Annotated in this window: 20 protein-coding genes and 1 pseudogene; 12 read left to right on the top strand and 9 right to left on the bottom strand. The window is 63.1% G+C overall.

What is annotated here, in order from left to right; translation table 11 throughout:
• Nucleotides 1-17: 17 nt before the first annotated feature.
• Entirely contained in the window at nt 18-1,004 is a 987-nt protein-coding gene (locus C7H85_RS13675; protein ID WP_106730257.1) for an integron integrase, read from the top strand.
• A 269-nt stretch (nt 1,005-1,273) separates the two neighbouring features.
• On the opposite strand, the gene C7H85_RS13670 is transcribed toward C7H85_RS13675, so the two are convergent.
• Complete coding sequence (locus tag C7H85_RS13670) at nt 1,274-3,604, bottom strand: Tex family protein (RefSeq protein WP_106730256.1); 2,331 nt, start codon at nt 3,602-3,604, stop codon at nt 1,274-1,276.
• A gap of 128 nt (nt 3,605-3,732) precedes the next feature.
• Here C7H85_RS13670 and C7H85_RS13665 point away from each other — a divergent pair, with 128 nt between their 5' ends.
• A complete protein-coding gene (locus C7H85_RS13665; RefSeq protein WP_245879669.1) occupies nt 3,733-4,875 on the top strand; it encodes an RNA-guided endonuclease InsQ/TnpB family protein in 1,143 nt (380 codons plus the stop codon).
• 40 nt (nt 4,876-4,915) lie between these two features.
• Here C7H85_RS13665 and greB read toward each other — a convergent pair whose 3' ends face one another.
• Both greB and C7H85_RS13655 read right to left on the bottom strand, forming a co-directional pair.
• A complete protein-coding gene (gene greB, locus C7H85_RS13660) occupies nt 4,916-5,398 on the bottom strand; it encodes a transcription elongation factor GreB (RefSeq protein WP_106730254.1) in 483 nt (160 codons plus the stop codon).
• Nucleotides 5,399-5,760: 362 nt separating this feature from the next.
• Nucleotides 5,761-6,189: a hypothetical protein gene (locus tag C7H85_RS13655; protein ID WP_106730253.1), complete on the bottom strand. Its 429-nt coding sequence runs from the start codon at nt 6,187-6,189 to the stop codon at nt 5,761-5,763.
• 467 nt (nt 6,190-6,656) lie between these two features.
• Between C7H85_RS13655 and C7H85_RS13650 the strand changes: the two are divergent.
• From C7H85_RS13650 to C7H85_RS13640, 3 genes and pseudogenes are all read left to right on the top strand, one after another.
• Nucleotides 6,657-6,743, top strand: a pseudogene (locus tag C7H85_RS13650) (DUF1826 domain-containing protein); the annotation flags it as partial.
• Between the two features lie 216 nt (nt 6,744-6,959).
• The gene (locus C7H85_RS13645) at nt 6,960-9,104 is read left to right on the top strand and encodes a methyl-accepting chemotaxis protein (RefSeq protein WP_210433652.1); all 2,145 of its coding nucleotides are present in this window, start codon (nt 6,960-6,962) and stop codon (nt 9,102-9,104) included.
• 183 nt (nt 9,105-9,287) lie between these two features.
• Nucleotides 9,288-10,073, top strand: a complete 786-nt coding sequence (locus tag C7H85_RS13640) for a hypothetical protein (RefSeq protein WP_106730252.1) — start codon at nt 9,288-9,290, stop codon at nt 10,071-10,073.
• Between the two features lie 5 nt (nt 10,074-10,078).
• Here C7H85_RS13640 and C7H85_RS13635 read toward each other — a convergent pair whose 3' ends face one another.
• The 5 genes from C7H85_RS13635 to hslR form a co-directional block, all read right to left on the bottom strand.
• Nucleotides 10,079-10,324: a Rho-binding antiterminator gene (locus tag C7H85_RS13635; protein WP_106730251.1), complete on the bottom strand. Its 246-nt coding sequence runs from the start codon at nt 10,322-10,324 to the stop codon at nt 10,079-10,081.
• A 16-nt stretch (nt 10,325-10,340) separates the two neighbouring features.
• Nucleotides 10,341-10,826: an Lrp/AsnC family transcriptional regulator gene (locus C7H85_RS13630; protein ID WP_106730250.1), complete on the bottom strand. Its 486-nt coding sequence runs from the start codon at nt 10,824-10,826 to the stop codon at nt 10,341-10,343.
• A gap of 383 nt (nt 10,827-11,209) precedes the next feature.
• On the bottom strand, nt 11,210-12,823 hold the full coding sequence (gene pckA, locus C7H85_RS13625) for a phosphoenolpyruvate carboxykinase (ATP) (RefSeq protein WP_106730249.1): 1,614 nt from the start codon (nt 12,821-12,823) through the stop codon (nt 11,210-11,212).
• Nucleotides 12,824-12,993: 170 nt separating this feature from the next.
• A complete protein-coding gene (gene hslO / locus C7H85_RS13620; protein ID WP_106730248.1) occupies nt 12,994-13,863 on the bottom strand; it encodes an Hsp33 family molecular chaperone HslO in 870 nt (289 codons plus the stop codon).
• 20 nt (nt 13,864-13,883) lie between these two features.
• Nucleotides 13,884-14,276, bottom strand: coding sequence for a ribosome-associated heat shock protein Hsp15 (gene hslR, locus C7H85_RS13615; protein ID WP_106730247.1), 393 nt, complete (start codon nt 14,274-14,276; stop codon nt 13,884-13,886).
• A gap of 159 nt (nt 14,277-14,435) precedes the next feature.
• On the opposite strand from hslR, the gene nudE reads away from it, so the two are divergent.
• Together nudE and cysQ are read left to right on the top strand one after the other, a co-directional pair.
• A complete protein-coding gene (gene nudE / locus C7H85_RS13610) occupies nt 14,436-14,993 on the top strand; it encodes an ADP compounds hydrolase NudE (protein ID WP_106730246.1) in 558 nt (185 codons plus the stop codon).
• A 2-nt stretch (nt 14,994-14,995) separates the two neighbouring features.
• A complete protein-coding gene (cysQ, locus tag C7H85_RS13605) occupies nt 14,996-15,811 on the top strand; it encodes a 3'(2'),5'-bisphosphate nucleotidase CysQ (RefSeq protein ID WP_106730245.1) in 816 nt (271 codons plus the stop codon).
• Between the two features lie 329 nt (nt 15,812-16,140).
• Here the strand turns inward: cysQ and metJ are convergent, their stop codons facing one another.
• Nucleotides 16,141-16,473, bottom strand: a complete 333-nt coding sequence (gene metJ, locus C7H85_RS13600) for a met regulon transcriptional regulator MetJ (protein ID WP_106730244.1) — start codon at nt 16,471-16,473, stop codon at nt 16,141-16,143.
• 178 nt (nt 16,474-16,651) lie between these two features.
• Here metJ and metB point away from each other — a divergent pair, with 178 nt between their 5' ends.
• The 5 genes from metB (at nt 16,652) to otnC (ending at nt 23,373) form a co-directional block, all read left to right on the top strand.
• On the top strand, nt 16,652-17,812 hold the full coding sequence (gene metB, locus C7H85_RS13595; RefSeq protein ID WP_106730243.1) for a cystathionine gamma-synthase: 1,161 nt from the start codon (nt 16,652-16,654) through the stop codon (nt 17,810-17,812).
• The gene (gene metL / locus C7H85_RS13590) at nt 17,791-20,247 is read left to right on the top strand and encodes a bifunctional aspartate kinase/homoserine dehydrogenase II (protein ID WP_425445075.1); all 2,457 of its coding nucleotides are present in this window, start codon (nt 17,791-17,793) and stop codon (nt 20,245-20,247) included. Before metB ends, metL begins: the two co-directional genes overlap by 22 nt.
• Nucleotides 20,248-20,573: 326 nt before the next feature.
• Entirely contained in the window at nt 20,574-21,473 is a 900-nt protein-coding gene (ltnD, locus tag C7H85_RS13585) for an L-threonate dehydrogenase (RefSeq protein ID WP_106730241.1), read from the top strand.
• Entirely contained in the window at nt 21,474-22,739 is a 1,266-nt protein-coding gene (gene otnK, locus C7H85_RS13580; RefSeq protein ID WP_106730240.1) for a 3-oxo-tetronate kinase, read from the top strand.
• On the top strand, nt 22,732-23,373 hold the full coding sequence (gene otnC / locus C7H85_RS13575; protein WP_106730239.1) for a 3-oxo-tetronate 4-phosphate decarboxylase: 642 nt from the start codon (nt 22,732-22,734) through the stop codon (nt 23,371-23,373). Before otnK ends, otnC begins: the two co-directional genes overlap by 8 nt.
• The last annotated feature ends 7 nt before the right edge of the window (nt 23,374-23,380 follow it).

The raw sequence follows: 23,380 nt of genomic DNA, 5'->3' as shown, positions 1-23,380 counted from the left end.
GTGTGGAGGGGGTCATCATGGCTTCACCATTTTTTGAGTACCTGCGTGAATTTATGCTGTCCAGGCGATATGCCAAGCGAACGATAGATACTTATCTATATTGGATTAGGTTTTTTATTCTATTCCATGATAAGCGACACCCGAACCAGCTGGGTGATGCTGAAGTTGAACAGTTTCTGTCATATTTATCTAATCAACGCCATGTTGCGGTGAAAACCCAGGCAACAGCATTAAACTCCTTGAGTTTTTTGTATCGTCATATCATACAGCGGCCACTGTCCCAAGATCTGCATTTTAACAAGTCTCATACTCCACAAAAATTACCGGTCGTATTGACTCGTGCCGAAGTTCAAGCCCTGTTGGCGTTGGTTGATCTGCGTTACAAATTGCTGGCCCAGCTTCTCTATGGTAGTGGCTTGCGTTTAATGGAAGCAATTCGACTCCGGGTGCAGGATATCGATTTTGACTATTTGTCTGTATTGATCTGGCAAGGGAAAGGCAATAAAAATCGTCGAGTTACCTTGGCGGGTGAACTTGTGCCGGCACTGCATGGGCAAATTCACTTGGTAGAGCAGTATTACCAACAAGATAAAGAGACCGCCGATTATGCAGGTGTCTGGTTGCCCCACGCCTTGGCGAGAAAATATCCAAGTGCTCCCGGTCAACTGGGCTGGCACTATCTGTTCCCTTCGCATCAGTTAAGCCTAGATCCAGAATCCAGGCTGTTGCGCCGCCATCACCTTGATGAAACCACCTTACGCCGGGCGATTAAGCTTGCAGCCCGAAATGCGAAGATCCGCAAGAATGTTACCTGCCATACGCTGCGCCATAGTTTTGCCACGCATTTATTGGAGGCGGGTGTGGATATTCGTACCGTACAGGAGCAGCTGGGGCACTCGGATGTTAAAACCACGCAAATTTATACCCATGTCCTTAAGCAGGGTGGCAATGCCGTTAAGAGCCCACTTTCGTTGTTATTGGCCGGCAATGTCAGCCAGGAATGAGGGTAATGGCAAATTTCTCAAAGGCACGCTACCGCCCTTGGGTTACAGCGCCCCATATGCTGTAAAAGGCAGCTTAGCGGCAGGTGCCAACAGGGTCTAGACGGTGGTGTGGTTTTTGTTGGTTTGGGGTGATGATTGGTTGATAAATGACCGGTTTACGTGTGGGTTGAAGTATTTGGCCGGACGTTGGAACTGTGCCCCGGTTTATGGACCCCCGCCTTCGCGGGGGCGACAGTTTGTAATGGCCCGGGTTGCCCCGGGTCTTTTTATTACTTTTTCTTCTGCAGGGCGGCGGCCAATGCGGCGCCCATGGCGCCCTGGGGGGCGGGCTGCTCGCGGCGGGCGGGGCGGTTGCCGGTCTGGCCCTTGTTGCCGCCGGTTCCCCGGCTGCTCTGGCTGCGCTCGTCCCGGCGCGGCTTGCCGCCGGCCTGGTCGGCGGCGCTCTGCTCCAGGCGCATGGTCAGGGCGATGCGGTTGCGCTGCAGGTCCACCTCCAGCACCTTCACCTTGACGATATCGCCGGCCTTTACCACTTCCCGCGGATCCTTGATAAAGCGGTCGGTCAGCACCGAGATATGCACCAGGCCGTCCTGGTGCACGCCTATGTCGACAAAGGCGCCGAAGTTGGTGACGTTGGTCACCACTCCTTCGAGCACCATGTCCGGGATCAGGTCCGAAGGTTTTTCCACCCCGTCCATAAAGCGGGCGGTCTTGAACTCGGGGCGCGGATCCCGGCCCGGCTTGTCCAGCTCCTTCAAAATGTCCTGCACCGTGGGCAGGCCGAAGTGCTCGTCGGTGTAGTCGCGGGCGTCCAGGGTCTTGAGCAGGCCGCTGTTGCCGATAAGGCCGTTCACCGGCTGTTGCAGTTTGGCCAGAATGCGCTCCACCACCGGGTAGGCCTCGGGGTGCACGGCGGAGGCGTCGAGCGGGTTCTTGCCCTCGCGGATGCGCAAAAAGCCGGCGCACTGTTCGAAGGCCTTGGGCCCCAGGCGCGGCACCTTCAGCAGCTGCTTGCGCTCGGCAAAGGCGCCCTGCTCGTCGCGAAAGGCCACTATGTTCTGGGCCAGGGCCGGGGTCAGGCCCGACACCCGCGCCAGCAGCGGCGCCGAGGCCATGTTCACGTCCACCCCCACGGCGTTCACGCAGTCTTCCACCACCGCCTCCAGCTTGCGGGCCAGCTGGGTCTGGGACACGTCGTGCTGGTACTGGCCCACGCCGATGCTCTTGGGATCGATCTTCACCAGCTCGGCCAGCGGGTCCTGCAGCCGGCGGGCGATGGAGACGGCGCCGCGCAGGGACACGTCCAGATCCGGGAATTCGTTGGCGGCTAGTTCCGAGGCGGAATAGACCGAGGCGCCGGCCTCGCTCACCACCACCTTCTGCAGCTTGAGCTCGGGCGCCTGCTTCATCAGCTGCTCCACCAGCCGCTCGGTCTCGCGGGAGGCGGTGCCGTTGCCGATGCTCACCAGGCTCACCTGGTGGCGGCGGCACAGCTCGCCCAGGGTGCGCAGGCTCTGCTCCACCTTTTTGTGCGGCTCAAAGGGATAGACGGTGGCCTGCTCCAGCAGCTTGCCGGTGCCGTCCACCACCACCACCTTGACCCCGGTGCGGATGCCCGGATCCAGGCCCATGGTCACCCGGGCGCCGGCGGGGGCGGCCATCAGCAGATCCTGCAGGTTAAGGGCAAACACCCGGATGGCTTCTTCCTCCGCCTGCTCCCGGGCCTGGCCCAGCAGCTCGGTTTCCATCTGCAGCGAGAGCTTCACCCGCCAGGTCCAGCCGATCACCCCGGCCAGCCATTGGTCGGCGGCGCGGCCCTGGTTCCGCCAGCCCACCAAGCGGGCGATAATGCCCTCGCAGGGGTGGCTGTCGGCCTCGGTTTCCACCACCAGGCTTAAGCTCAGCACCCCTTCGTTGCGGCCGCGCAGCATGGCCAGCAGCCGGTGGGAGGGCACCCGGCTTATGGGCTCCTGGTGCTCGAAGTAGTCCTTGAACTTGGCGCCGCCTTGCTCCTGGCCGGCGATCACCCGCGCCTGCAGCAGGGCGTGCTGCCACATATGGCGGCGCACCGCCTCCAGCAGATCCGCCTGCTCGGCGAAGCGCTCCATCAGTATGTATTTGGCGCCGTCCAGCGCCGATTTGGCGTCGTTTATGCCGGCATCGGCCTTGATATAGCCCTCGGCCAGCCGCTGCGGATCCTGGCCCGGGTCGTTGAACAGGGCGTCGGCCAGGGGTTCCAGCCCGGCCTCGATGGCAATCTGCCCCTTGGTGCGGCGTTTGGGCTTGTAGGGCAGGTAGAGGTCTTCCAGCCGGGTCTTGGTATCGGCGGCCAGCAGCTCGGCCCTGAGCGCCGCGGTGAGCTTGCCCTGTTCGTCGACGGACTTGAGGATGACGGCGCGCCTGTCTTCCAGCTCGCGCAGGTAGCCCAGGCGGCTGTCCAGGTTGCGCAGCTGGGTGTCGTCCAGGCCGCCGGTCACTTCCTTGCGGTAACGGGCGATAAAGGGCACGGTGGCGCCTTCGTCCAGCAGGCGCACGGCGGCGTCTACCTGGGCTTGCGCAACGGTCAGTTCCTGCGCCAGTAATTGGTTGATATTGGTCATCAGTTTTTGCGCGAGAAACCCCGCCCTTCAGGGCGAGGAGGGATAGCGCGCAGCCGTCAGGCTGCCCTGTTCTCGCTTTCTCCTTTTAACTGGCTATCTATACAGTATTTAACTACGCTGAGCGTATGATGAAACGCGCCTATAAGTACCGGTTTTACCCCAGTCCCGAGCAGGAACAGCTGTTGGCTCGGACCTTTGGCTGTGTGCGTTTTGTCTACAACTCGGTGCTGCGCCATCGCTCCGAGGCGTTCCAGCAGCGCAAGGAAAAGATAAACTACCTTGCGGCCAACGCCTTCCTGACTCGACTGAAGAAAACGCCCGAGGCGGTCTTTCTCAACGAGGTCAGCTCGGTGCCATTGCAGCAATGCCTTCGCCACCAGCAGACGGCCTTCAAGAACTTCTTTGAAGGACGGGCCAACTATCCCACGTTCAAGCGCAAGCGGCATCGTCAGTCGGCGGAGTTTACCCGCTCGGCATTCAAGTACCAAGATCGCCAACTGTTCCTCGCCAAGTGCAAGGAGCCGCTGGTTGTCCGCTGGAGCCGTGAGCTGCCCGGCGAGCCCAGCACCGTCACCGTGTCCAAGGACTCGGCAGGCCGCTACTTCGTGAGTTGCCTGTGCGAGTTCCATCCCGAGACCTTGCCCATCACGCCAAAAATGGTGGGCATTGACCTCGGCCTGAAAGACCTGTTCGTTACCAGCGACGGGCATCGAACCGGCAATCCCCGCCATACGTCGAAGTACGCGGCCAGGCTGGCCAAGGCACAGCGGCATATGAGCAGGAAGAAACTCGGCTCCAGGAACCGCGCCAAGGCCCGGCAGAAGGTGGCCCGCATTCACGCCAAAATCGCCGATTGCCGGATGGACGGCTTGCACAAGTTGTCCCGCAGACTGATTAACGAGAACCAAGTGGTCTGCGTCGAATCCCTCAAAGTGAAGAACATGGTGCGTAATCCAACCTTGGCCAAGTCCATCAGCGATGCCGGCTGGGGCGAGTTGGTGCGCCAACTGGGGTACAAGGCGGAGTGGGCCGGACGGCAACTGGTCGCCATCGCCCCGTGGTATCCGTCCAGCAAGCGCTGCTCCTGTTGTGGGCAGGTGGTGGACAGCCTGCCGCTGTCGGTGCGTGCCTGGACCTGCCCCGAATGCGCCACCGAACACGACCGCGACATCAATGCCGCGGTCAACATTAAAGCCGCCGGGCTGGCGGTGTTAGCCCTTGGAGAGAACGTAAGTGGCATGGGGCCAGTCTCCGTGTCCGGTTCTCGGTGAATTGGGAATCCTCTTCCTTCAGGGAGGGAGCAGTCAAAAATCAGTCTTCGAAGGGGCTGTATCTAATGTGGTTGATGTACCACTCCCGGACGCCCGAGGGGGTGTTTACCCGCACCTCGTCGTCCACCTGCTTGCCGATCAGCGCCCGGGCCATGGGCGAGTCGATGGTGATGTGGTTGTTCTTGGTGTCGATCTCGTCGGGGCCGACGATGCGGTAGCGCACCGTTTCGCCCTCTTCGTTTTCCAGCTCGACCCAGGCGCCGAAGAACACCTTGCCGTTCTGGCGCGGGTCGTGGTCGACGATTTTCACCGCCTCCAGCCGCTTCATCAGGTAGCGCACGCGGCGGTCGATTTCCCGCAGCCGCTTCTTGCCGTAGATGTATTCGGCGTTTTCGCTGCGGTCGCCCAGGGCGGCGGCTTCCGACACCGCCTGGGTCACCGCCGGCCGTTCCACCTTCCACAGGTGCTTGAGCTCGTCGTCCAGCTTGTGCCAGCCGGCACGGGTGATCAGGTTGGTTTTCATGGGCGCGTGTTCCGTGGCCTGAGAGGTGCCGGCTATTGTGTCCCAGCGCCGGGGAAGAGGGAAGCCCCTGGGCTGCACCACCGACGGTTGCCTCGGTACGGCAGAACCGGACTTTGTCCTTCCTGTCGACATGTGTGCTTTTTGTTTTGGGAGATCTGGAGCTGTGTCCGGAGCGTGGCGGTAGCGTGATATAAAGAGGGCGATTTTGCCCGCCATAACCGGTGACGGTAGGAATACGGTAGCGCATCAATATGGTGGAAGTACAGCGAGGTGTCTCAGGGGGGCTAAGGTGCTGATACAAGACACTACGTCTATAGGCTGTATTCAGCACCTGTTTGAATATGGGCTATTATGTTGCGCGATTATTCAAAACTGTATTTTTGTTCTATTTGTCTTTTGGCAAGAACATATTCGGTGTTATCGATTTGGCCCATGGCTAATTTTTCATCGAGCTTTGAAACTTCCTGATCTTTATCTCTCTGAAGCTTCTGCTTGGTGATGTCATAGTTGATTTCCATGGCGCCTTCATAGCCACTGATAGGATCCCATAACACAGACACCGGCCACATCAACAGATTGACAATACCCAGTCCAGGTTCACGGGCATAGAATGAGCCGCCACCAGGAAGGATGCCCAGCACGGCACCGGTGGTTGGTTTTTTCTCTTCTACCAAGACGTTATTTTGTTTAAATGCCTGATATTCCCGCTTTTGCATGGAGTTCAATCCGGAGGCACACCCTGTGCTCAAAGAAGCGACGAGGGTAGCGAGCAATAAGGATTTCATTTTCATGTTCGTTATTCCAATGAGAGTGTGTCGCGCTATTTTTACAGTTCCGCTTTGAATGAAAAATCAACAAAAGGCTTTGCTGATGACGATTTGCACATCATTTAATGTATCTGAGTAAGGGCGGGTATGGCTTGCATTCTCTGTTCGTATTCATTTTTGAATGCTTTTCGCTCCGTCGATTAATTTCCCATGTGCAAGTGAAAGACTATCGAAGGGCCTCAGAATAGTCCATACCTATTTGGCAGGCATGGGCTCAATTTCTCGCTCCCACTGAAGTGCCGGAAGTGAGTGGTGGGTGACCTTTATTTCAGTTTTTTACCGGGTCATTATAAAAAGTCGATCAAGATAGCGAGCGACAACCGCTAAGCAGTCCCGCGCCAGTGGGCTGAACGTCCGGCGCTGCGACCGTGTCGGTTCCCGCCATTACCGATAGCCTGAGATAGCCGGCTTTATTCCCAAGCTGGCAGGGGGAAGAAGGCCAGGGCCTGTGGCACCGTTCGCCGCCGGTGCCCACCGGCTACCGGCGGCTGTTCCTGTCGATGGATTTTGCCGACTGAACCGAACCAAACAGGTGCGTACGCACCATTTTGGTGCTCTGTTGTGGTGCGTCGCCGGGCGGCGGTGGTGGCGCCGCCGGATAAAGCACCATAAATACCACCAAAGTGGTAAATTAAATGCTTGGAAATTGTCCGCCCGGGGCAGCTCCGCCTTTTCCACGCCATGGAACGCTTCTTGCTGAGGTGTGTAAAAAGCACTAAAAACAAGGAGTTTGCATGGAATCGGCAGCCATGAGCGGTCAGTTTGTTTCCCCCCATATGGCCGGTCGCGGCCCCCGCATGAGCCCGGCCCTGCGGCTCAACATGAAATGGTCCTGCTGGCTCAACCGGCGCAGCATCGCCGGGCTGGAGCAGGTGTTCGACGGCTTTGCCGCCACCCGGGTCAGCCTGCTCCAGCGCTGGGCACGCCAGCAATGGCACCATCTCGAAACCCTGGGCCCGCGGCTGGACTGGCGGCAGCCGGCCGCCAACGGTGCCCTGCTGCAGGGGCAATGCAAGGACAACGGCGACTGCTCCGAGCTGTTCATGCTGTCGGCCGAAGGCCGGGTGCTGGCCTCCAGCCAGGCAGGACGGGAGGGGCAGGCCGGCATAGACCCCAAGGTGCTGGCCGAGGCCAGGAGCCAGCCCTTTCTGCGCGGCCCCTACGCGGATCCGGTCACCCTGCGGCTCGGCCCTTCCAGCTCGCGCTTTCACGACGCCATGACCCTGATGTTCTGTTTCCCGGTGCGGGTGAAGGGCGAACTGCGCGGCCTGCTGTGCGCCCGGGTGCCGAACGACGTGATGAGCGACCTGATCCAGCGCGAAGCGGGGCACATCTACCCCGATTCGGGCGACAACTACCTGTTTATGGTCGAATCCCGTTTCGACCCGCGCATCGCCCCCGGCACCGCCCTGTCCCGCTCCCGCTTCGAGGACAGCACCTTCGGCGGTGGCGAAAACCTGAAGGAGGGCATCAACACCCCCTGGGGCCAGATCCGCATCCGCCACCATACCGAGCTGGAGCTGCGCTTCACCGATCCGGCCACCGGCGAGCTGCACCCGGGCGTAAAGAGCACTATCGAAAATGGCCACAACTGCTTTGTGCGCTACCCGGGCTATGCGGACTACCGTCATATCCCGGTGGTGGGCAAGGGCGTCACCTTTTCCCTGCCCGGCTCGCCACACCGTTTCGGCATGATGTGCGAGGCGGATCTGGCCGAGGTGTTCAGCCGCCGCCCCCTGGGCTGGCGGCTGCAGGCCGGCTACCAGGCCTGCGTGCTGCCGGTGCCGGCCTTCAACCTGGCGGCGGCCGGCCTGGAGCTGCCGCTCGCGCCCCTGCTGCTGGGCAACCTGCTGGTGCTGGTGCTGTCCGGCTGGTGCTTTGCCCGGCTCGGGCCCAGGCGGTTGTCGCGCCGGCTGAACCAGATGACGGGGGTGGTGCGCACCCTGGCCGAAGGCGAGGGCAACCTGCGCCAGCGGCTGGACAAGTCGCGCCTGGGGCGGGACGAAACCGGCGAGCTGGGCATGTGGATCAACAGCTTTATCGACAACCTGGACGGCATGATGGGCTCGGTGATCGCCATGGCGGAACGGCTGGAGCAGAGCAACCAGGGGCTGTTCCGGGTCAATCATCAGGCCCAGGATCACTCCCGCACCCTGTCCTGCGCCATCGAGCAGATGCTGGCGGCCCTGGCCAGCCAGCTGCAGCAACTGGATCTGGCCAGCGCCACCGCCGGCGAGATGAAGCAGGCGATGGACCAGGTGGTGGTGCGGACCCGGCAGCAACTGCTGTCGGCCCGGGACGGCAACCAGCGCATCCGCGAGGTGGTGTCCAGCTCGGCGGCGGTGGTGCGGAGCCTGGACGGCCGGGCGACGGAGATCGACGACATCGTCTCCGCCATCAGCGACATCACCAAGCAGACCGAGCTGCTGGCGCTCAACGCCGCCATCGAGGCGGCCCGGGCCGGGGAATACGGCCGGGGCTTTTCGGTGGTGGCCGACGAGGTGCGCGCCCTGGCGGCCCGCACCGCGGTGGCGGCGGAAGACATCCGCCACAAGGTGGAAGGCATGCAGGGGGAAACCCGGGCGGCGGTGGCCATGATGGAAAACGGCGTGGCCGAGGTGGATCAGGGCCTGCGCCTGGTGGGCCAGGGCGGCGAGGCGGAGCAGCACCTGCAGCAGAAGGTGGAGCAGATGTTCACCGCCATCCGGGAGATGGCCGAGACCCGCGAGCAGAACAGCCAGGCCACGGCGCTGATCGCCGGTCTCACCGAGGAGATGAATGCGTCCTTCGGCCAGCTGCAGCGCAGCACCGAGCAGGTGAAGGGTACCGCCTTCGGCCTGCAGCAGCTGGTGGGCAGCTTCGAGGTCAGCCGGGGCTGAGGCGACCGGGCCGCGGCTTTACATCCGCGGCCGCCGCCTTACAATGGCTCGCTTTGTGTCGAAGAAAGGAAGCAAAGCCATGCAGTCTCTCCACTGCGCCCGCGAGGGCGGACCCAGCCTGGCGGCCCGGCCGCTGCTGTGCGTCGGTACCGGTGAATACAGCGAAAAGGGGTGGTTTACCTGATGTCCGTCTGCCCCGAACGCCGGCGGGTGGCCGCCCGCAGTTATCCCCTGTTCAAACAGATCCGCCAGCACTTCGTGCGCGAGGCCAGCCATCTCAAGCGCGGACGCTGGACCCTCAATCACCTGCTGGACTATACCCGGCTGCGCGACGAGTTCGCCGCCTACCCCTGGTTGCAGCCCGAATGGCTGGACCGGCTCTCCCTCGACCTGATGGACTGGCATCACCCCGCCCACCGGCCGCTGTTCGAGCGCTTTCGCCGCCGGGCGCTGGATGAACATCGGGACATTTATGCCCCCCGGCCCCTGTACTGGGGCGAAAGCCGGCCCCAGCGCGCCGATGCGGCGCCGCAGATACACGACTACGGCATGCGCTACCGCTGCAACGTGGCGCTGCTGGAACACCAGCACGAGCAACCGCGGATGGTGGGCAACTGGGTGCTGACCTTCGCCGCCGATATCCCCGAAGAGCGGCCGGCCCCGGCACTGGAAATGACCCTCAACAGCCTCTACCTGCTGCCGGAGTGGCAGGGCTACGGCGTGGGCTCGGCGGTGAACCGGGTGGTGAGCGAGCTGGTGTGCAAGGTGCTGTCGCCTCCGCTGGCCCGCGCCCTGCCCCGGGAGCTGCCGGCGCCGCCGGCGATGCAGTTCGGCGCCGACTACACCAGCCGCAACGGCCAGCGCCTGGGCCGGCAGATCGCCCGCCGGCTGGCGCCCATGGCCCGCCAGCACGGCCTGCTCTATTACGACTGCGGTCGGCTGCGCATGCAGGGGGCGGCCAGGGGCTGAGCCCTTCAGTCGAAATCGACGGACCGGAAGTGGGGGTTGTCGGTGAGCGCCTCCATGCGGGTCAGCTCCGCCAGCCGCACCAGCTGCTCGGCCTCGTCGGTATGCAGCAGCAGGCACTCCTGTCGCTGTGCATCGCGGCGGGTGTCGAGGGCGATGCCCGTCAGCCGCTCACCCGAGGTCAGGGTCAGCCGGACCCGATAGCGGTACAGGCAGGCGATTTCGAGATAGTCGTGCTGGTCGCAGCTCATCATGGCGTGCTCCTCCGGTTCAGCCCAGGTGCTCCAGCGGCAGGGCGGTGTCCTGCTTGATCCGCCGCAGCACGAAGCTGGAACGCACCCCGGTCACCCCCTCCAGCCGGGTCAGCTTGCCCAGCAGGAACTGCTGGTAGTGATCCATGTCGCGCACTATCACCTTGAGCTGGTAGTCGGCCTCGGTGCCGGTGATCAGATCGCATTCCAGCACTTCGGAGAAACCGGCGATGGCGCTGTCGAAGGCCTCGAACCGCTCCGGGGTGTGCCGGTCCAGGGAGATATGGATATAGGCCTGCAGGGTCAGCCCCAGCCGGGCGGCATTGAGCCGGGTCACGTGATCGAGGATGAGGCCGGCTTCTTCCAGCGCCTTGACCCGGCGCGAGCAGGGCGAGGGTGACAGGCCGACCCGCTCGGCCAGCTCCAGGTTGCTGATGCGGCCGTGGCGCTGCATCAGCTCCAGAATGCGCCGATCGGTGCGGTCGAGTTGTAAAAGGTTGCTCACGAGCGGGACTCCATGGCAAGGATTGTTTGGTTCTAGTCTATATGAGGTGAATTATTGCGTGAAGGGGCCGAAATGACTTTATCTTTGCAACCACTCGCCCCGGTTTTGGCGCTACCATAGTTTCACCTTCTGGGAGCAAGCAGACCGACACCCTCGGACCCTGCCGTGAACCGGGTTCATCCCCCCGGCCAGCCCCACCGAGCACTCCAGGCCTTATCGGGCGGGTAGTGTGGACCGGCGCCACAAGCACCGGGTGTAGCGGAAGCACAGATTCGGCCGATGCCGGCATTAAAAGAGCGCCTCGAGCGCTCTTTTTGCGTTTGTAGCCGGCACAACAAAAAAAGCCCCGGCGGTGGCCGGGGCTTTATGCCGCGTGGTTCCGCTTACAGCTGCGGGCCGGCGGCCACCAGGGCCTTGCCCTCGGCGGTGTCGGTGAACTTCGCGAAATTGTCGACGAAGCGCTTGGCCAGATCCTGGGCCTTGGTGTCCCACTGGGCCGGGTCGGCGTAAGTGTTACGCGGATCCAGGATGGAGCCGTCTTCCACGCCCTGCAGCTCGGTGGGGATGGCCACGTTGAAGTAGGGCAGGGTCACGAACTCGGCGTTTTCGATGGAGCCGTCGAGGATGGCGTTGATAATGGCGCGGGTCGCCTTGATGGAGATCCGTTTGCCGGTGCCGTTCCAGCCGGTGTTCACCAGGTAGGCTTCGGCACCCACCGCATCCATGCGCTTGGCCAGCACTTCCGCGTACTGGGTCGGGTGCAGGCTGAGGAAGGCCGCGCCGAAGCAACTGGAGAAGGTGGGGGTAGGCTCGGTGATGCCGCGCTCGGTGCCGGCCAGCTTGGCGGTGAAGCCGGACAGGAAGTGGTACTGGGCCTGCTCACGGGTCAGCTTACTCACCGGCGGCAGCACGCCGAAGGCGTCGGCGGTGAGGAAGATCACCTTCTTGGCGTGACCGGCCTTGGATACCGGCTTGACGATGTTGTCGATATGGTAGATGGGGTAGGAAACCCGGGTGTTCTCGGTTTTGCTGCCATCGTTGAAATCGATGCTGCCGTCGGCCAGCACGGTCACGTTCTCGAGCAGGGCGTCGCGGCGGATGGCGGCGTAGATTTCCGGCTCGTTTTCCTGGCTCAGGTTGATGGTCTTGGCGTAGCAGCCACCTTCGAAGTTGAACACGCCGTCGTCGTCCCAGCCGTGCTCGTCGTCGCCGATCAGCTGGCGCTGCGGGTCGGTGGACAGAGTGGTCTTGCCGGTGCCGGAGAGGCCGAAGAAGATGGCCACGTCGCCGTCCTTGCCCACGTTGGCGGAGCAGTGCATGGAAGCGATGCCCTTGAGCGGCAGCAGGTAGTTCATCATGGAGAACATGCCTTTCTTCATCTCGCCGCCGTACCAGGTGCCGCCGATCAGCTGCATGCGCTCGGTCAGGTTGAAGGCGACGAAGTTCTCGCTGTTCAGGCCCTGTTCTTGCCAGTTAGGGTTGCTGCACTTGGCGCCGTTCATCACGACGAAGTCGGGCTCGAAGCGTTGCAGCTCCTCCTCTGTGGGACGAATGAACATGTTCTTCACGAAGTGGGCCTGCCAGGCCACTTCGGTGACGAAACGCACGGACAGGCGGGTATCGGGGTTGGCGCCGCAGAAGGTGTCGACCACGAACAAACGTTTGCCGGACAGCTGAGCGGTTACCAGGCCCTTGAGCTGGTCCCAGGTTTCCTGCGTCATCGGCTTGTTGTCGTTCTTGCCCTGATCGGCCCACCATACGGTGTCACGGGTGGTGTCGTCACGTACTATGTATTTGTCTTTCGGAGAGCGGCCGGTAAAGATACCGGTGTCCACGGCAACGGCGCCCAAGCTGGTAACCACGCCCTTCTCAAAGCCTTCTAAATCTGCGCGGGTTTCTTCTTCAAACAACTGGCCGTAGGACGGGTTGTAAAGGATCTCGGTTACGTCGGTAATACCGTATTGGGAAAGGCCTAATTGCTGCGCCTTGGACGTCATTGTTATCTCCTGGGTACAGAGGGGTTGGGTGGTTTGTTATTAGTGTTGTTTTGGAACAAAAGAATACCAGTTATTCAGCAGATATTAGGGGATCAGCTTCAAAATTTGCAATTTTGCGCGGCGAATTAAGACCAAAGGGGCAAAAAGCCCCTTTTCATGAAACGGAAATGTTAATGCAATGTCGGCGTGTCATTAAACAACGTCTGTAAATCGGCGCCATCGAACCGATAATGGTGGCCGCAATAATCGCAGTGCATGGCAATTTTGCCGTGTTCTTTCAGGATATCGTAGGCCTCGACCTTGCCCACCTGCAGCAGTGCCTGCTCGCATTTTTCCCGGGAGCAGGTGCATTTGAATACCACCGGCTGGGGATCGAACACCCGCACCGCTTCCTGGTTGTACAGCCGGTACAGCACCTCATGGGCGTCCAGGTGCAGCAGCTCCTCCGCCTTGATGGTGTGGGTTAGGGTCTCGAGGTGGGAGAAATCCCCTTCCTGTTCGGCATTGCCGGCGGGCAGCGCCTGCAGCAGCAGGCCGGCGGCGCACTGCCGATCGTGGTGGACATCGGTAAACAGCCAGATGCGGGTGGCCAGCTGCTCCGACTGGGCGAAGTAGTTCTCCAGGCTCTTGCTCAGGGAGTCGTCGCTCAGCTCCACTATGCCCTGGTAGCGTTCTCCCTCGTCGGGGGTGATGGTGATGGCCAGGTAGCCCTTGCCGATCAGGTCGGCCAGCCTGTCGCTGTCGGGCACCTGGCCTTCCCAGCGGGCCACACCGCGCAACTGCTGCTGGTGATCGCCGTTGATCACCGCCAGTCTGACCGGGCCGTCGCCCTGCAGCTGCACCGTGATATGGCCTTCGAACTTGAGGGTGGCGGTGAGCAGGCTGGTGGCGGTGAGCAGTTCACCCAGCAGCCGCTGCACCGGCGCCGGATACGTCTGGCCCCCGATGATGTGTCGGTAGCTGTCTTGCAGCTGCACCAGCTCGCCGCGCACCTGGTAGTTGTCGAACAGATAACGGTGAAGTAGGTCGGTTTTTGTCATAAAGGATCCTGTATGGGCGGTCAGTCGCCCTGTTTGATTTTAAGCAGGGTGCGCCTTTCTTTCTTGTCCGGCTTGCGCTCCGGGCTGGGGGCAAACTGGCTGTTGAATTTGCGGGCTTCGGCATTCTGCTCCCGGCGCTTAATGCTGTCGGGCGTTTCCCGGTACAGGCGCTGGGCGATGTCCGCCTTGCCGCGGTGGCCGGACAGTTCCAGCACCACCACTTCCTTTTCGTCGTTGCCCTGGCGCAGGCGGATGACGGCGCCGATTTCCACCAGCTTGCTGGGTTTGCTGCGCTGGCTGTTGTAATGCACCTTGCCGCCATCGATCATCTCGCGGGCCAGGCTGCGGGTCTTGTAAAAGCGGGCAGCCCACAGCCACTTGTCCAGCCGCACGGAAGTATTTTCTCCGTTCATTGCACTCGCTCACGGTAAAACGAACCAGAATTATACCAGATGCCCCTGGGTCTGGAGTATAAAGGTCAAATCAAAACCCGCTGTCATCACGTTGCGGCAGACGTTGGCCGGCAGTTGCGATAACCTCATACTAAGGCGAGCCAGAAGACGGGACAGGGCATGACCAAAGAGAAACAGAAACCTCAGATACTGCATACCGAGCTGGTGGCCGAGAGCCGCCTGTTCAAGGTGGAATCGGTGCACCTGAAATTCAGCAACGGCGTGGAGCGGGTCTACGAGCGCATGCGCGGTGGCGGCCGTGGCGCCGTGATGCTGGTCCCGATGCTGGACGACAACACCATACTGCTGATCCGCGAGTATTCCGCCGGCACCCACAGCTATGAACTCGGCTTTCCCAAGGGCCTGATCGACCCGGGCGAAACCGCGCTCGAGGCCGGCAACCGCGAACTGATGGAGGAGGTGGGCTTCGGCGCCCGCTCGCTCACTCATCTGAAGCAGGTCAGCCTGGCACCGGGATATTTCGGCAGCCGGATGGATATTTTATTGGCACGGGATTTGTATCCCGAACGGCGGGAGGGTGACGAGCCGGAGCCCCTGGATGTGGTGCCCTGGCCCCTGGACCAGCTGGAACAGCTGATGTCCAGGCCCGATTTTACCGAGGCCAGGAGTATTTGCGGCCTGTATCTGTTGCAGGACTGGCTTAATAACGAGGAATAACCATGGACATCCATGCCTTACTGCCGGGCGTCAAGGCGGCGGCCCGGGAATCCGGGCACCGCATACTGACCATGTACGACAGCGGCCACTACCAGGCCGAGCAGAAAGACGACGACAGCCCGGTCACCAGCGCCGATCTGGCGGCCCACGCCTATCTTGATAAAGCACTGCGCGAACTGGCCGATGTGCCGGTGCTTTCCGAAGAAGGCGGCGACATCCCCCTGGCCGAACGCGGTCGCTGGCCCCGCTACTGGCTGGTGGATCCGCTCGACGGCACCCAGGAGTTCATCGCCGGCAGCGGTGACTTCTCCACCATGATTGCCCTGATCGAGGACGGCCGGCCGGTGCTGGGTGTGGTTTATGCACCGGTACAGGATCTGATGTACTACGCGGTGCGCGGTCATGGTGCATTCAAGGAGGCCGACGGCCACCACCGGCGGATCCACGCCCGCCACCACGATGCGGCGGTGCCGCTGACCCAGCTGCGCATCGCCATCAGCCGCCGGCAGAACGTGGACTGGGTGCGCTCCCGGCTGAACAGCGAACTGGATTACGAGATGGTGCCGCTGGGCTCGAGCTCGCTCAAGTCCTGCCTGGTGGCGGAAGGGGAAGCGGATCTCTATATCCGCATCGGCCCCACCGGCGAGTGGGATACCGGTGCCACCCAGTGCATCGTGGAGGAGGCCGGCGGGCGGTTGCTGGATCTGAACCTGGCCGCGCTCAGCTACAACCGGCGCGACAGCATGGTCAATCCCAACTTTATTACCCTGGGGGACGAAGGGCTGCCCTGGCAGCAGATCCTGGTGTCGGTCGGCTAGCACGCCATCTAGTGTAAAACTCAGGCAGGTGACGGTCGGCGGAGGCCATCCCTGTTACCTCTTTCAAGCTCTGACGCCGTCTGAGGGGGGTGCCAGCAGGCAGCTTCGGTGATATAGGGAGGACAAGGGGGGCTGCTCCGCCGGCCCTCCGCGCCAGGGAGGGCGCAGCGGAGCCCCCAGGGAAGGGGTCACGGCGTGCCGGAGGAGTAGTGCCCTTTGGCCGACAGACTATACCTCGTCAGAAGCCATCGAACCCTCCGACATAGGGGGAAAGGCGTTGCCTAATTTTTAAACTATATGGTGCTCTAGAGCGATAACGCCGCCGGGCGTTATCGCTCGTCGTCGATGGCGTAGTCTTCGATCTCGATGCCGAGCTCGGCCATGATTTCGCGGGCCTGGGAGGGGATCCGGTCGGGAACGTCCTTGCGCAGGTCCTCGTCCACCGGCAGGGGCTGGCCGGTATAGGCGTGCAGGAAGGCTTCGCACAGCAGCTCGCTGTTGGTGGCGTGACGCAGGTTGTTGACCTGGCGGCGGGTGCGCTCGTCGGTGAGTATTTTCAGCACCTTGAGCGGGATGGAGACGGTGATCTTCTTGACCTGCTCACTTTTCTTGCCGTGCTCGGCGTAAGGGCTGATATAGTCGCCGTTCCATTCAGTCTTCATTGTCCACCTGCATACGGGTTAAGAGTCCGGCTCGGATTGTAACCCTTACCTTTTTTATTGGCAATCCAACAGCAAAGACTTATGGACGTCTGGAAGCCTTGACGTCTTTCTTGCCCTGGGGTACTGTGCGCATCTTGGAAATTCTATACTCAGGCCGCCAGCGCGCAAAGGAGAGGACATGCCCGATTACCAGACCCAGACCCATGCCGTTCGAACCGGTATCGACACGGACAGCCAGCACGGTGCCGTGGTCCCGCCGGTATATCTGACCAGCACCTATACCTTTGCCGATTATAACCAGCCGCGTCAGTTTGACTATACCCGCTCCGGCAACCCGACCCGGCAGACCCTGATCGAGGCCCTGACCAAACTCGAGCAGGGCGCGGGCGCCGCCGTCACCTCCACCGGCATGGGCGCCATCAACCTGATCATCACCTCCCAGCTGCAGGCCGGCGATCTGCTGCTGGCGCCCCACGACTGCTACGGCGGCAGCCACCGGCTGTTCAATTCCCTGGCGAAGAAGGGCAACTTCCGGGTGGAATACGTGGATCAGAACGACCCCGCCGCCCTGGCCCAGGCCCTGGCCAACAAGCCGAAGATCCTGTGGATCGAAACCCCCTCCAACCCGCTGCTGCGGGTGGTGGACATCGCCGCCCTCTGCGCCGCAGCGAAGGACATCGGCGCCCTGTCGGTGGTGGACAACACCTTCCTGTCGCCGGCGCTGCAGCAGCCGCTGACGCTGGGCGCGGACCTGGTGGTGCACTCCACCACCAAGTACATCAACGGCCATTCCGACGTGCTGGGCGGCGCCGTGGTGGCCGCCGATGGCCAACTGGCCGAGGAGCTGCGCTGGTGGGCCAACTGCCTGGGGCTGACCGGCTCGCCCTTCGACAGCTACCTGACCCTGCGCGGCCTGCGCACCCTGGGCGTGCGCATGCGCCAGCACTGCGAAAACGCCGAGGCCCTGGTGGCCTACCTGCAGGGCCGGCCCGAGGTGAAGGCGGTGTACCATCCCAGCCTGCCCGGCAACCCCGGCCACGAGGTGGCGGCCCGCCAGCAGTCCGGCTTCGGCGCCATGCTCAGCTTCGAGCTGGACGTGGACGAGGAGGGCATGAAAGCCTTCCTGCAGCAGCTGCAGCTGTTCTCCCTGGCCGAGTCCCTGGGCGGGGTGGAAAGCCTGATCGCCCACCCGGCCACCATGACCCACGCGGCCATGACCGAGGAAGCCCGCGCCGCCGCCGGCATCAGCAGCCAGCTGCTGCGGGTGTCGGTCGGCATCGAGGACGTGCGCGATCTGATTCACGATTTGGACAATGCATTCAAGGCGTTAAGCAAGTAATGACCATACTTCAGTCCGACTCCGGCGCCCAGCGGCGGCCGGTGCACAAGTTTGGCGGCAGCAGCCTGGCCGATGCCGCCTGTTTCCACCGGGTGGCCGGTATCATCAATAACCTGCACCAGCCCGACGCCCTGATCGTGGTGTCGGCGCCGGGCAAGACCACCAACCGGCTGATCGAACTGCTCAATCTGTTCACCAGCGGCGACAGCGCCGCGCCCGAGGCGCTGGAAGGGCTGCAGGCATTCCAGCGCGGACTGATTGAAACCACCCTGGACGCCGCCAATGCCGCCCCCCTGCTGGCGGCGCTGGACGACGACATCCAGACCATCGCCTCGGTGCTGGAAAACCACCGGCTGGACGAATACGAGCGCAGCCTGATCCAGTCGTTCGGCGAGGTGTGGTCGTCGCGCCTGCTGGCCCGGCTGCTGAGCAGCCAGGGGCGGGCCGCCGCCAGCCTGGACGCCCGCCGCTTCCTGCAGGTGTCCGGCTCGCCGGTGCAGGTGGACGAGGCGCTGTCCCGCCAGCGGCTGGCCGGGATCCTGGCGGACTACCCCGAACAGATCCTGGTGGTGACCGGTTTTATCGCCGCCGATTCGCAAGGCCGTACCCGGCTGTTGGGGCGCAACGGCTCCGACTTCAGCGCCACCCTGCTGGCGGCCCTGGCCGACAGCTCCCACACCACCATCTGGAGCGACGTGCCCGGGGTGTTCAGTGCCGATCCGCGGCGGGTGAAGGAAGCGCGGCTGCTGACCCGGCTGTCGCTGTCGGAAGCCGCCGAACTGGCCCGGCTGGGCTCGCCGGTGCTGCACAGCCGCACCCTGGGGCCGGTGGCCGACAGCCGCCAGCAACTGATGCTGCGCTGCAGCTACCACCCGGACGACGGCCACACCCGCATCCAGCGCCAGTCGCGACGGGCCGGGGGCGGGCGCATCGTCACCTCGGTGGACGACGCGGTGCTGCTGGAAATGACCATTCCCGATCGCTACCAGGACACCGTGGATGCCCTGACCGCCTGGCTCACCCGGCGCGAGCTGGCGCCCCTGGCCTGCAAGCGCCGGCCCGAGCGCCGGCTGTGGCAGATTGCCTATACCCGGGAGCAGGCCGAGCAGGCGTTTTCGCAGCTCAGGGATCACCAGCCCGCCGGCGGCTTCGAAGGGTTGCAGGCCCGGGAGGGTTTTTCGCTGGTGGCGCTGGTGGGCAGGGGTGTGGTCGATCAGGCCGAACAGTGCCTGCATTTCTACCATGCACTCAACGAACAGCCGCTGGAGTTTATTCAGCCGGCGAAAAATGGCCTCAGCCTGGTGGGCGTGGTGCGCAAGATGGTGCTGGAGCCGCTGCTGATCCGCCTGCACCAGAGCCTGTTCAGCCGGCCCAAACGGGTCGGGCTGGTGCTGTTCGGCCGGGGCAACATCGGCCAGGCCTGGCTCCGGCTGTACCAGGCGCAGAAGCCGCGGCTGGAGCGGGAGCTGAACGTGCAGCTCACCCTGTACGGGGTGTTCGACTCCCGGGGCGCCATGCTGGCCAGCCAGGGGCTGGAAGTGGAGCAGGTGCTGCAGGACTTCACTCCCAAATCCATCGTCTGGCCCGACTGGCTGGAAGATCTGGAGGAGCACGGCTTCGACAGCCTGCTGGCGCTGGACCTGACCGCCTCCGATAGCCTGGTGCAGTATTACCCGGCGCTGGTGCAGCAGCATATCCACCTGATCGCCGCCAACAAGCTGGCGGGGGCGGCGGAGCAGGGGGTCTACCTGCGGCTGAAGCAGGCCTTGGGCGAGCACCGGGTACAGTTTCTCAGCAACGCCACCGTCGGCGCCGGCCTGCCGGTGCAGACCAGCCTGCGCCAGTTGCAGCAGTCCGGCGAGCAGGTGCGGGCCATCAGCGGCATCTTCTCCGGCACCCTGAGCTGGCTGTTCCAGCACTTCGACGGCCGCCAGCCGTTCTCCGAACTGGTGCTGCAGGCCTGGCAACAGGGCCTGACCGAACCGGATCCGCGCCAGGATCTGAACGGCCAGGACGTGAAGCGCAAGCTGGTAATACTGGCGCGGGAAGCGGGTTTCGATCTGGATCCGGCCAGGGTCAGGGTCAGCAACCTGGTGCCCGAGGCCCTGGCCGGCCTGGATCGGGAAACCTTTATCGACCGGCTGCAGGAGCTGGATGCTCCCCTGGCCGAGGCCCTGGCCCAGGCCCGGGAAGACGGCGGCGTGCTGCGCCACGTGGCCCGGTTCAACGCCGCCAGCGGTGAGGCCAGCGTGGGGCTGGAAGTGCTGCCCGACGATCATGCCTTCGCCCACCTGAGGCCCGGCGACAATGTGTTTGCCATCGAAACCCAGCACTATCGGCAGAACCCGCTGGTGATCCAGGGCCCGGGCGCCGGCCGTGAAGTCACCGCCGCCGCCGTGCAGGCGGATCTGTGGAGCCTGCTGGCCGCGCTGTAATGACCCGGACACCGGGTGCGAGTCGCCCGGTGCCTTACCGCCGACAGGCGGTTTCACGGGCCTTTCACATCCTAGCGTTTTTTTTAAAATCAAATTCTTAGTCTTCTTTTCGGTGCCGTCAGGCCCGTTTTTGTGAGTTTTCACACTCATTTTTTCACATTTCAATGTTAATAATCATTTTTTCACAAAATAGTTAATTTATTGTTTTTATTGATTATTAATCTACAGTTTCGATTGTGTCATTTGTGATGTTTCGTCCTTAATTGTGATTAAGTGTGATCGATAATGTATTCATCACAGTAGTTCACAGTTTGGGAGTAACACAGATGAGCGCACTTTCCCGTATTGGCCTGATCGGCCTCGGCTCCATGGGCATGGGCATGGCCCAATCCCTGATCCGCGCCGGCTTCGATACCTATGGTTTTGACCTGAACCCCGACGCCTGCGCTCGTCTGGCCGAGGCCGGCGCCGCCGGCACCGGCCCCTCGGCGCTGCCCTATGCGGACCGGCTCGACGCCCTGGTGCTGGTGGTGGTCAACGGCGCCCAGGTGGAGGCGGTGCTGTTCGGCGAGCAGGGCCTGGCCCAGGCCCTGCGTCCGGGCAGCCTGGTCATCGTGTGCAGCACCATGGCCGCCACCCAGACCCAGTCCATCCACCGGCGCCTGGCCGAGCTGGGCCTGGAAATGATAGACGCGCCCATCTCCGGCGGCGCCATCAAGGCCGCCGACGGCCGGCTGTCGGTGATGGCCTCGGGCAAGCCCGAGCTGTTCGAGCAGGCCCGTGGGCTGTTCGACGCCGTGGCCGAAAAACTCTATGTGGTCGGGCCCGACATCGGCCAGGGCAGCACCGTCAAGACCATCCACCAGCTGCTGGCCGGGGTGCACATCGCCGCCGCCGCCGAGGCCATGGCCATGGCTGCCAAGGCGGAGATCCCGCTGGAGCTGATGTTCGAGGTGGTCACCCACAGCGCCGGCAACTCCTGGATGTTCGAGAACCGGGTGCCGCACATCCTGGACGGGGACTATGCGCCGCGCTCCAGCGTCGACATCTTCGTCAAGGATCTGGGCATAGTGCTGGACACCGCCCACCAGATGAAATTCCCGCTGCCGCTGGCCTCCGCCGCCCACCAGATGTTCCTGGCCGCCAGCAACGAGGGCTACGGCCGTGAAGACGACGCCGCCGTGGTCAAAACCTTCAAGGGCATCCGTCTGCCGGAGGGCAAGTAAATGACGCAACGTCTGGGTGTTATCGCCGACGACTTTACCGGCGCCACCGATATCGCCGGCTTCATGGTGGAAAACGGCTGGCGCGTGACCCAACTGATCGGCCATGGCCCCGCCGAGGTGCCGGCGGACGTGGACGCCGTGGTCATCTCCCTGAAGAGCCGCTCCTGCGCGGTGGAGCAGGCGGTGGCCGACTCTCTGGCGGCGCTGGCGCGGCTGAAAGAGTTGGGTTGCGATCGCTTCTTCTTCAAGTACTGCTCCACCTTCGATTCCACCGCCGAGGGCAATATCGGCCCGGTGACCGACGCTTTGCTGGCGGCGCTGGGCGAGACCTTTACCGTGATCTGCCCGGCGCTGCCGGTGAACGGCCGTACCGTCTGCCACGGCAACCTGTTTGTGAACGGGGTGCCGCTCAACGAGTCCGGCATGAAGGATCACCCGGTGACCCCCATGACAGACGCCAACCTGCAGCGGCTGATGGCCGCCCAGGCCCGGGGCCAGGTGGGGCTGGTGGACTACCAGGCCGTGCTGACCGGCAGCCCGGCGGTTAAAGCCAGACTGAACGAACTCAAGGCGGCCGGCGTGAACTACGCGGTGCTGGACACCCTGACCATGGCCGATCTGCCGGTGCTGGGCGAGGCGGTGAGCGAGCTTGCGCTTGTCACCGGCGGCTCCGGCCTGGGCGCGGGCCTGGCCCGCTTTGCCACCGGCGGCCAGGGCGCCGCCCTGGCCCGGGAACTGGGCGCCCCCGTGGCCGGCGGCCGCGCCGTGGTGCTGTCCGGCTCCTGCTCCCAGATGACCAACGCCCAGGTGGCGGCCTATCAGCACCGTGCGCCGCACCGACTGGTGGAGGTGGCCCGCTGCATCGAGCAGCCCGCCGCCTACGCCGCCGAGCTGGCCGACTGGGTCGCGGCCCAGGACAGCGCCCCGGCGCCCATGCTGTATGCCACCCAGCCCGCGGCCGAACTGGCCCGCATCCAGGCCGAGTACGGTGCGGCCCGGGCCAGCGAGGCGGTGGAAGGGGTGTTCGCCACCGTGGCCGCCCGCCTGGCCGACCAGGGCTTCGGCAAGTTTATCGTGGCCGGCGGCGAGACCTCCGGCATCGTCACCCAGGCGCTGGCGGTGACCGGCTTCCACATCGGCCCGCAAATCGCCCCGGGCGTGCCCTGGGTGCGGGCCCTCGACAAGCCGCTGTCGCTGGCGCTCAAATCGGGCAATTTCGGCGACGAGCATTTCTTCAGCAATGCCCAGGAGTTTTACCATGACTGAATTTTCCCTGCGCCTGGAAATGGTGAAGACCGCCAAATCCATGTTCGAGCGCGGCTACAGCAGCGGCGGGGCGGGCAACCTCAGCCTGGTGCTGCCCGACGGCAACCTGCTGGCCACCCCCACCAACACCAGCTTCGGCGACCTGGATCCGGACCGTCTGAGCAAGGTGGACATGAACGGCAACCACCTGGACGGCGACAAGCCCTCCAAGGAAGTGCTGATGCACATCGCCATGTACCAGCAGCGGCCCCAGGCCGGCGGCATAGTGCACCTGCACTCGCCCTACCTGACCGCCCTGTCCTGCGTGGACGGGCTGGATCCGGCCAACTGCCTGCCGCCCATCACCCCCTATTACGTGATGCGGGTGGGCAAGCTGCCGCTGATCCCCTATTTCCGCCCCGGCAGCCCGCGTATCGCCGAGGAGCTGGGCAAACTGGCCGCCGGGCACGGCGCCGTGCTGCTGGCCAACCACGGTCCGGTGATCAGCGGCAAGAGCCTGCGCGAGGCGATGTTCAACGCCGAGGAGCTGGAAGAGACCGCCCGGCTGTATTTCATCCTGCGTAACGGCCCCATGCGCACCCTGACCGACGATCAGGTGGCGGAGCTGGAGCAGGTATTCAAAGGCAAGATGTAAGGAGCGG

It is taken from the genome of Zobellella endophytica (genome assembly GCF_003012775.1).
Taxonomy (GTDB): domain Bacteria; phylum Pseudomonadota; class Gammaproteobacteria; order Enterobacterales; family Aeromonadaceae; genus Oceanimonas; species Oceanimonas endophytica.
This window is presented reverse-complemented; position numbering and strand designations above follow the sequence as displayed.

Bases quoted from the DNA above. Each gene is read 5' to 3' on its own strand.
- C7H85_RS13675 (WP_106730257.1), top strand. From the start codon at position 18: ATGGCTTCACCATTTTTTGAGTACCTGCGTGAATTTATGCTGTCCAGG.
- C7H85_RS13670 (WP_106730256.1), bottom strand. From the start codon at position 3,604: ATGACCAATATCAACCAATTACTGGCGCAGGAACTGACCGTTGCGCAA.
- C7H85_RS13665 (WP_245879669.1), top strand. From the start codon at position 3,733: ATGAAACGCGCCTATAAGTACCGGTTTTACCCCAGTCCCGAGCAGGAA.
- greB (WP_106730254.1), bottom strand. From the start codon at position 5,398: ATGAAAACCAACCTGATCACCCGTGCCGGCTGGCACAAGCTGGACGAC.
- C7H85_RS13655 (WP_106730253.1), bottom strand. From the start codon at position 6,189: ATGAAAATGAAATCCTTATTGCTCGCTACCCTCGTCGCTTCTTTGAGC.
- C7H85_RS13645 (WP_210433652.1), top strand. From the start codon at position 6,960: ATGGAATCGGCAGCCATGAGCGGTCAGTTTGTTTCCCCCCATATGGCC.
- C7H85_RS13640 (WP_106730252.1), top strand. From the start codon at position 9,288: ATGTCCGTCTGCCCCGAACGCCGGCGGGTGGCCGCCCGCAGTTATCCC.
- C7H85_RS13635 (WP_106730251.1), bottom strand. From the start codon at position 10,324: ATGATGAGCTGCGACCAGCACGACTATCTCGAAATCGCCTGCCTGTAC.
- pckA (WP_106730249.1), bottom strand. From the start codon at position 12,823: ATGACGTCCAAGGCGCAGCAATTAGGCCTTTCCCAATACGGTATTACC.
- hslO (WP_106730248.1), bottom strand. From the start codon at position 13,863: ATGACAAAAACCGACCTACTTCACCGTTATCTGTTCGACAACTACCAG.
- hslR (WP_106730247.1), bottom strand. From the start codon at position 14,276: ATGAACGGAGAAAATACTTCCGTGCGGCTGGACAAGTGGCTGTGGGCT.
- nudE (WP_106730246.1), top strand. From the start codon at position 14,436: ATGACCAAAGAGAAACAGAAACCTCAGATACTGCATACCGAGCTGGTG.
- cysQ (WP_106730245.1), top strand. From the start codon at position 14,996: ATGGACATCCATGCCTTACTGCCGGGCGTCAAGGCGGCGGCCCGGGAA.
- metJ (WP_106730244.1), bottom strand. From the start codon at position 16,473: ATGAAGACTGAATGGAACGGCGACTATATCAGCCCTTACGCCGAGCAC.
- metB (WP_106730243.1), top strand. From the start codon at position 16,652: ATGCCCGATTACCAGACCCAGACCCATGCCGTTCGAACCGGTATCGAC.
- ltnD (WP_106730241.1), top strand. From the start codon at position 20,574: ATGAGCGCACTTTCCCGTATTGGCCTGATCGGCCTCGGCTCCATGGGC.
- otnK (WP_106730240.1), top strand. From the start codon at position 21,474: ATGACGCAACGTCTGGGTGTTATCGCCGACGACTTTACCGGCGCCACC.
- otnC (WP_106730239.1), top strand. From the start codon at position 22,732: ATGACTGAATTTTCCCTGCGCCTGGAAATGGTGAAGACCGCCAAATCC.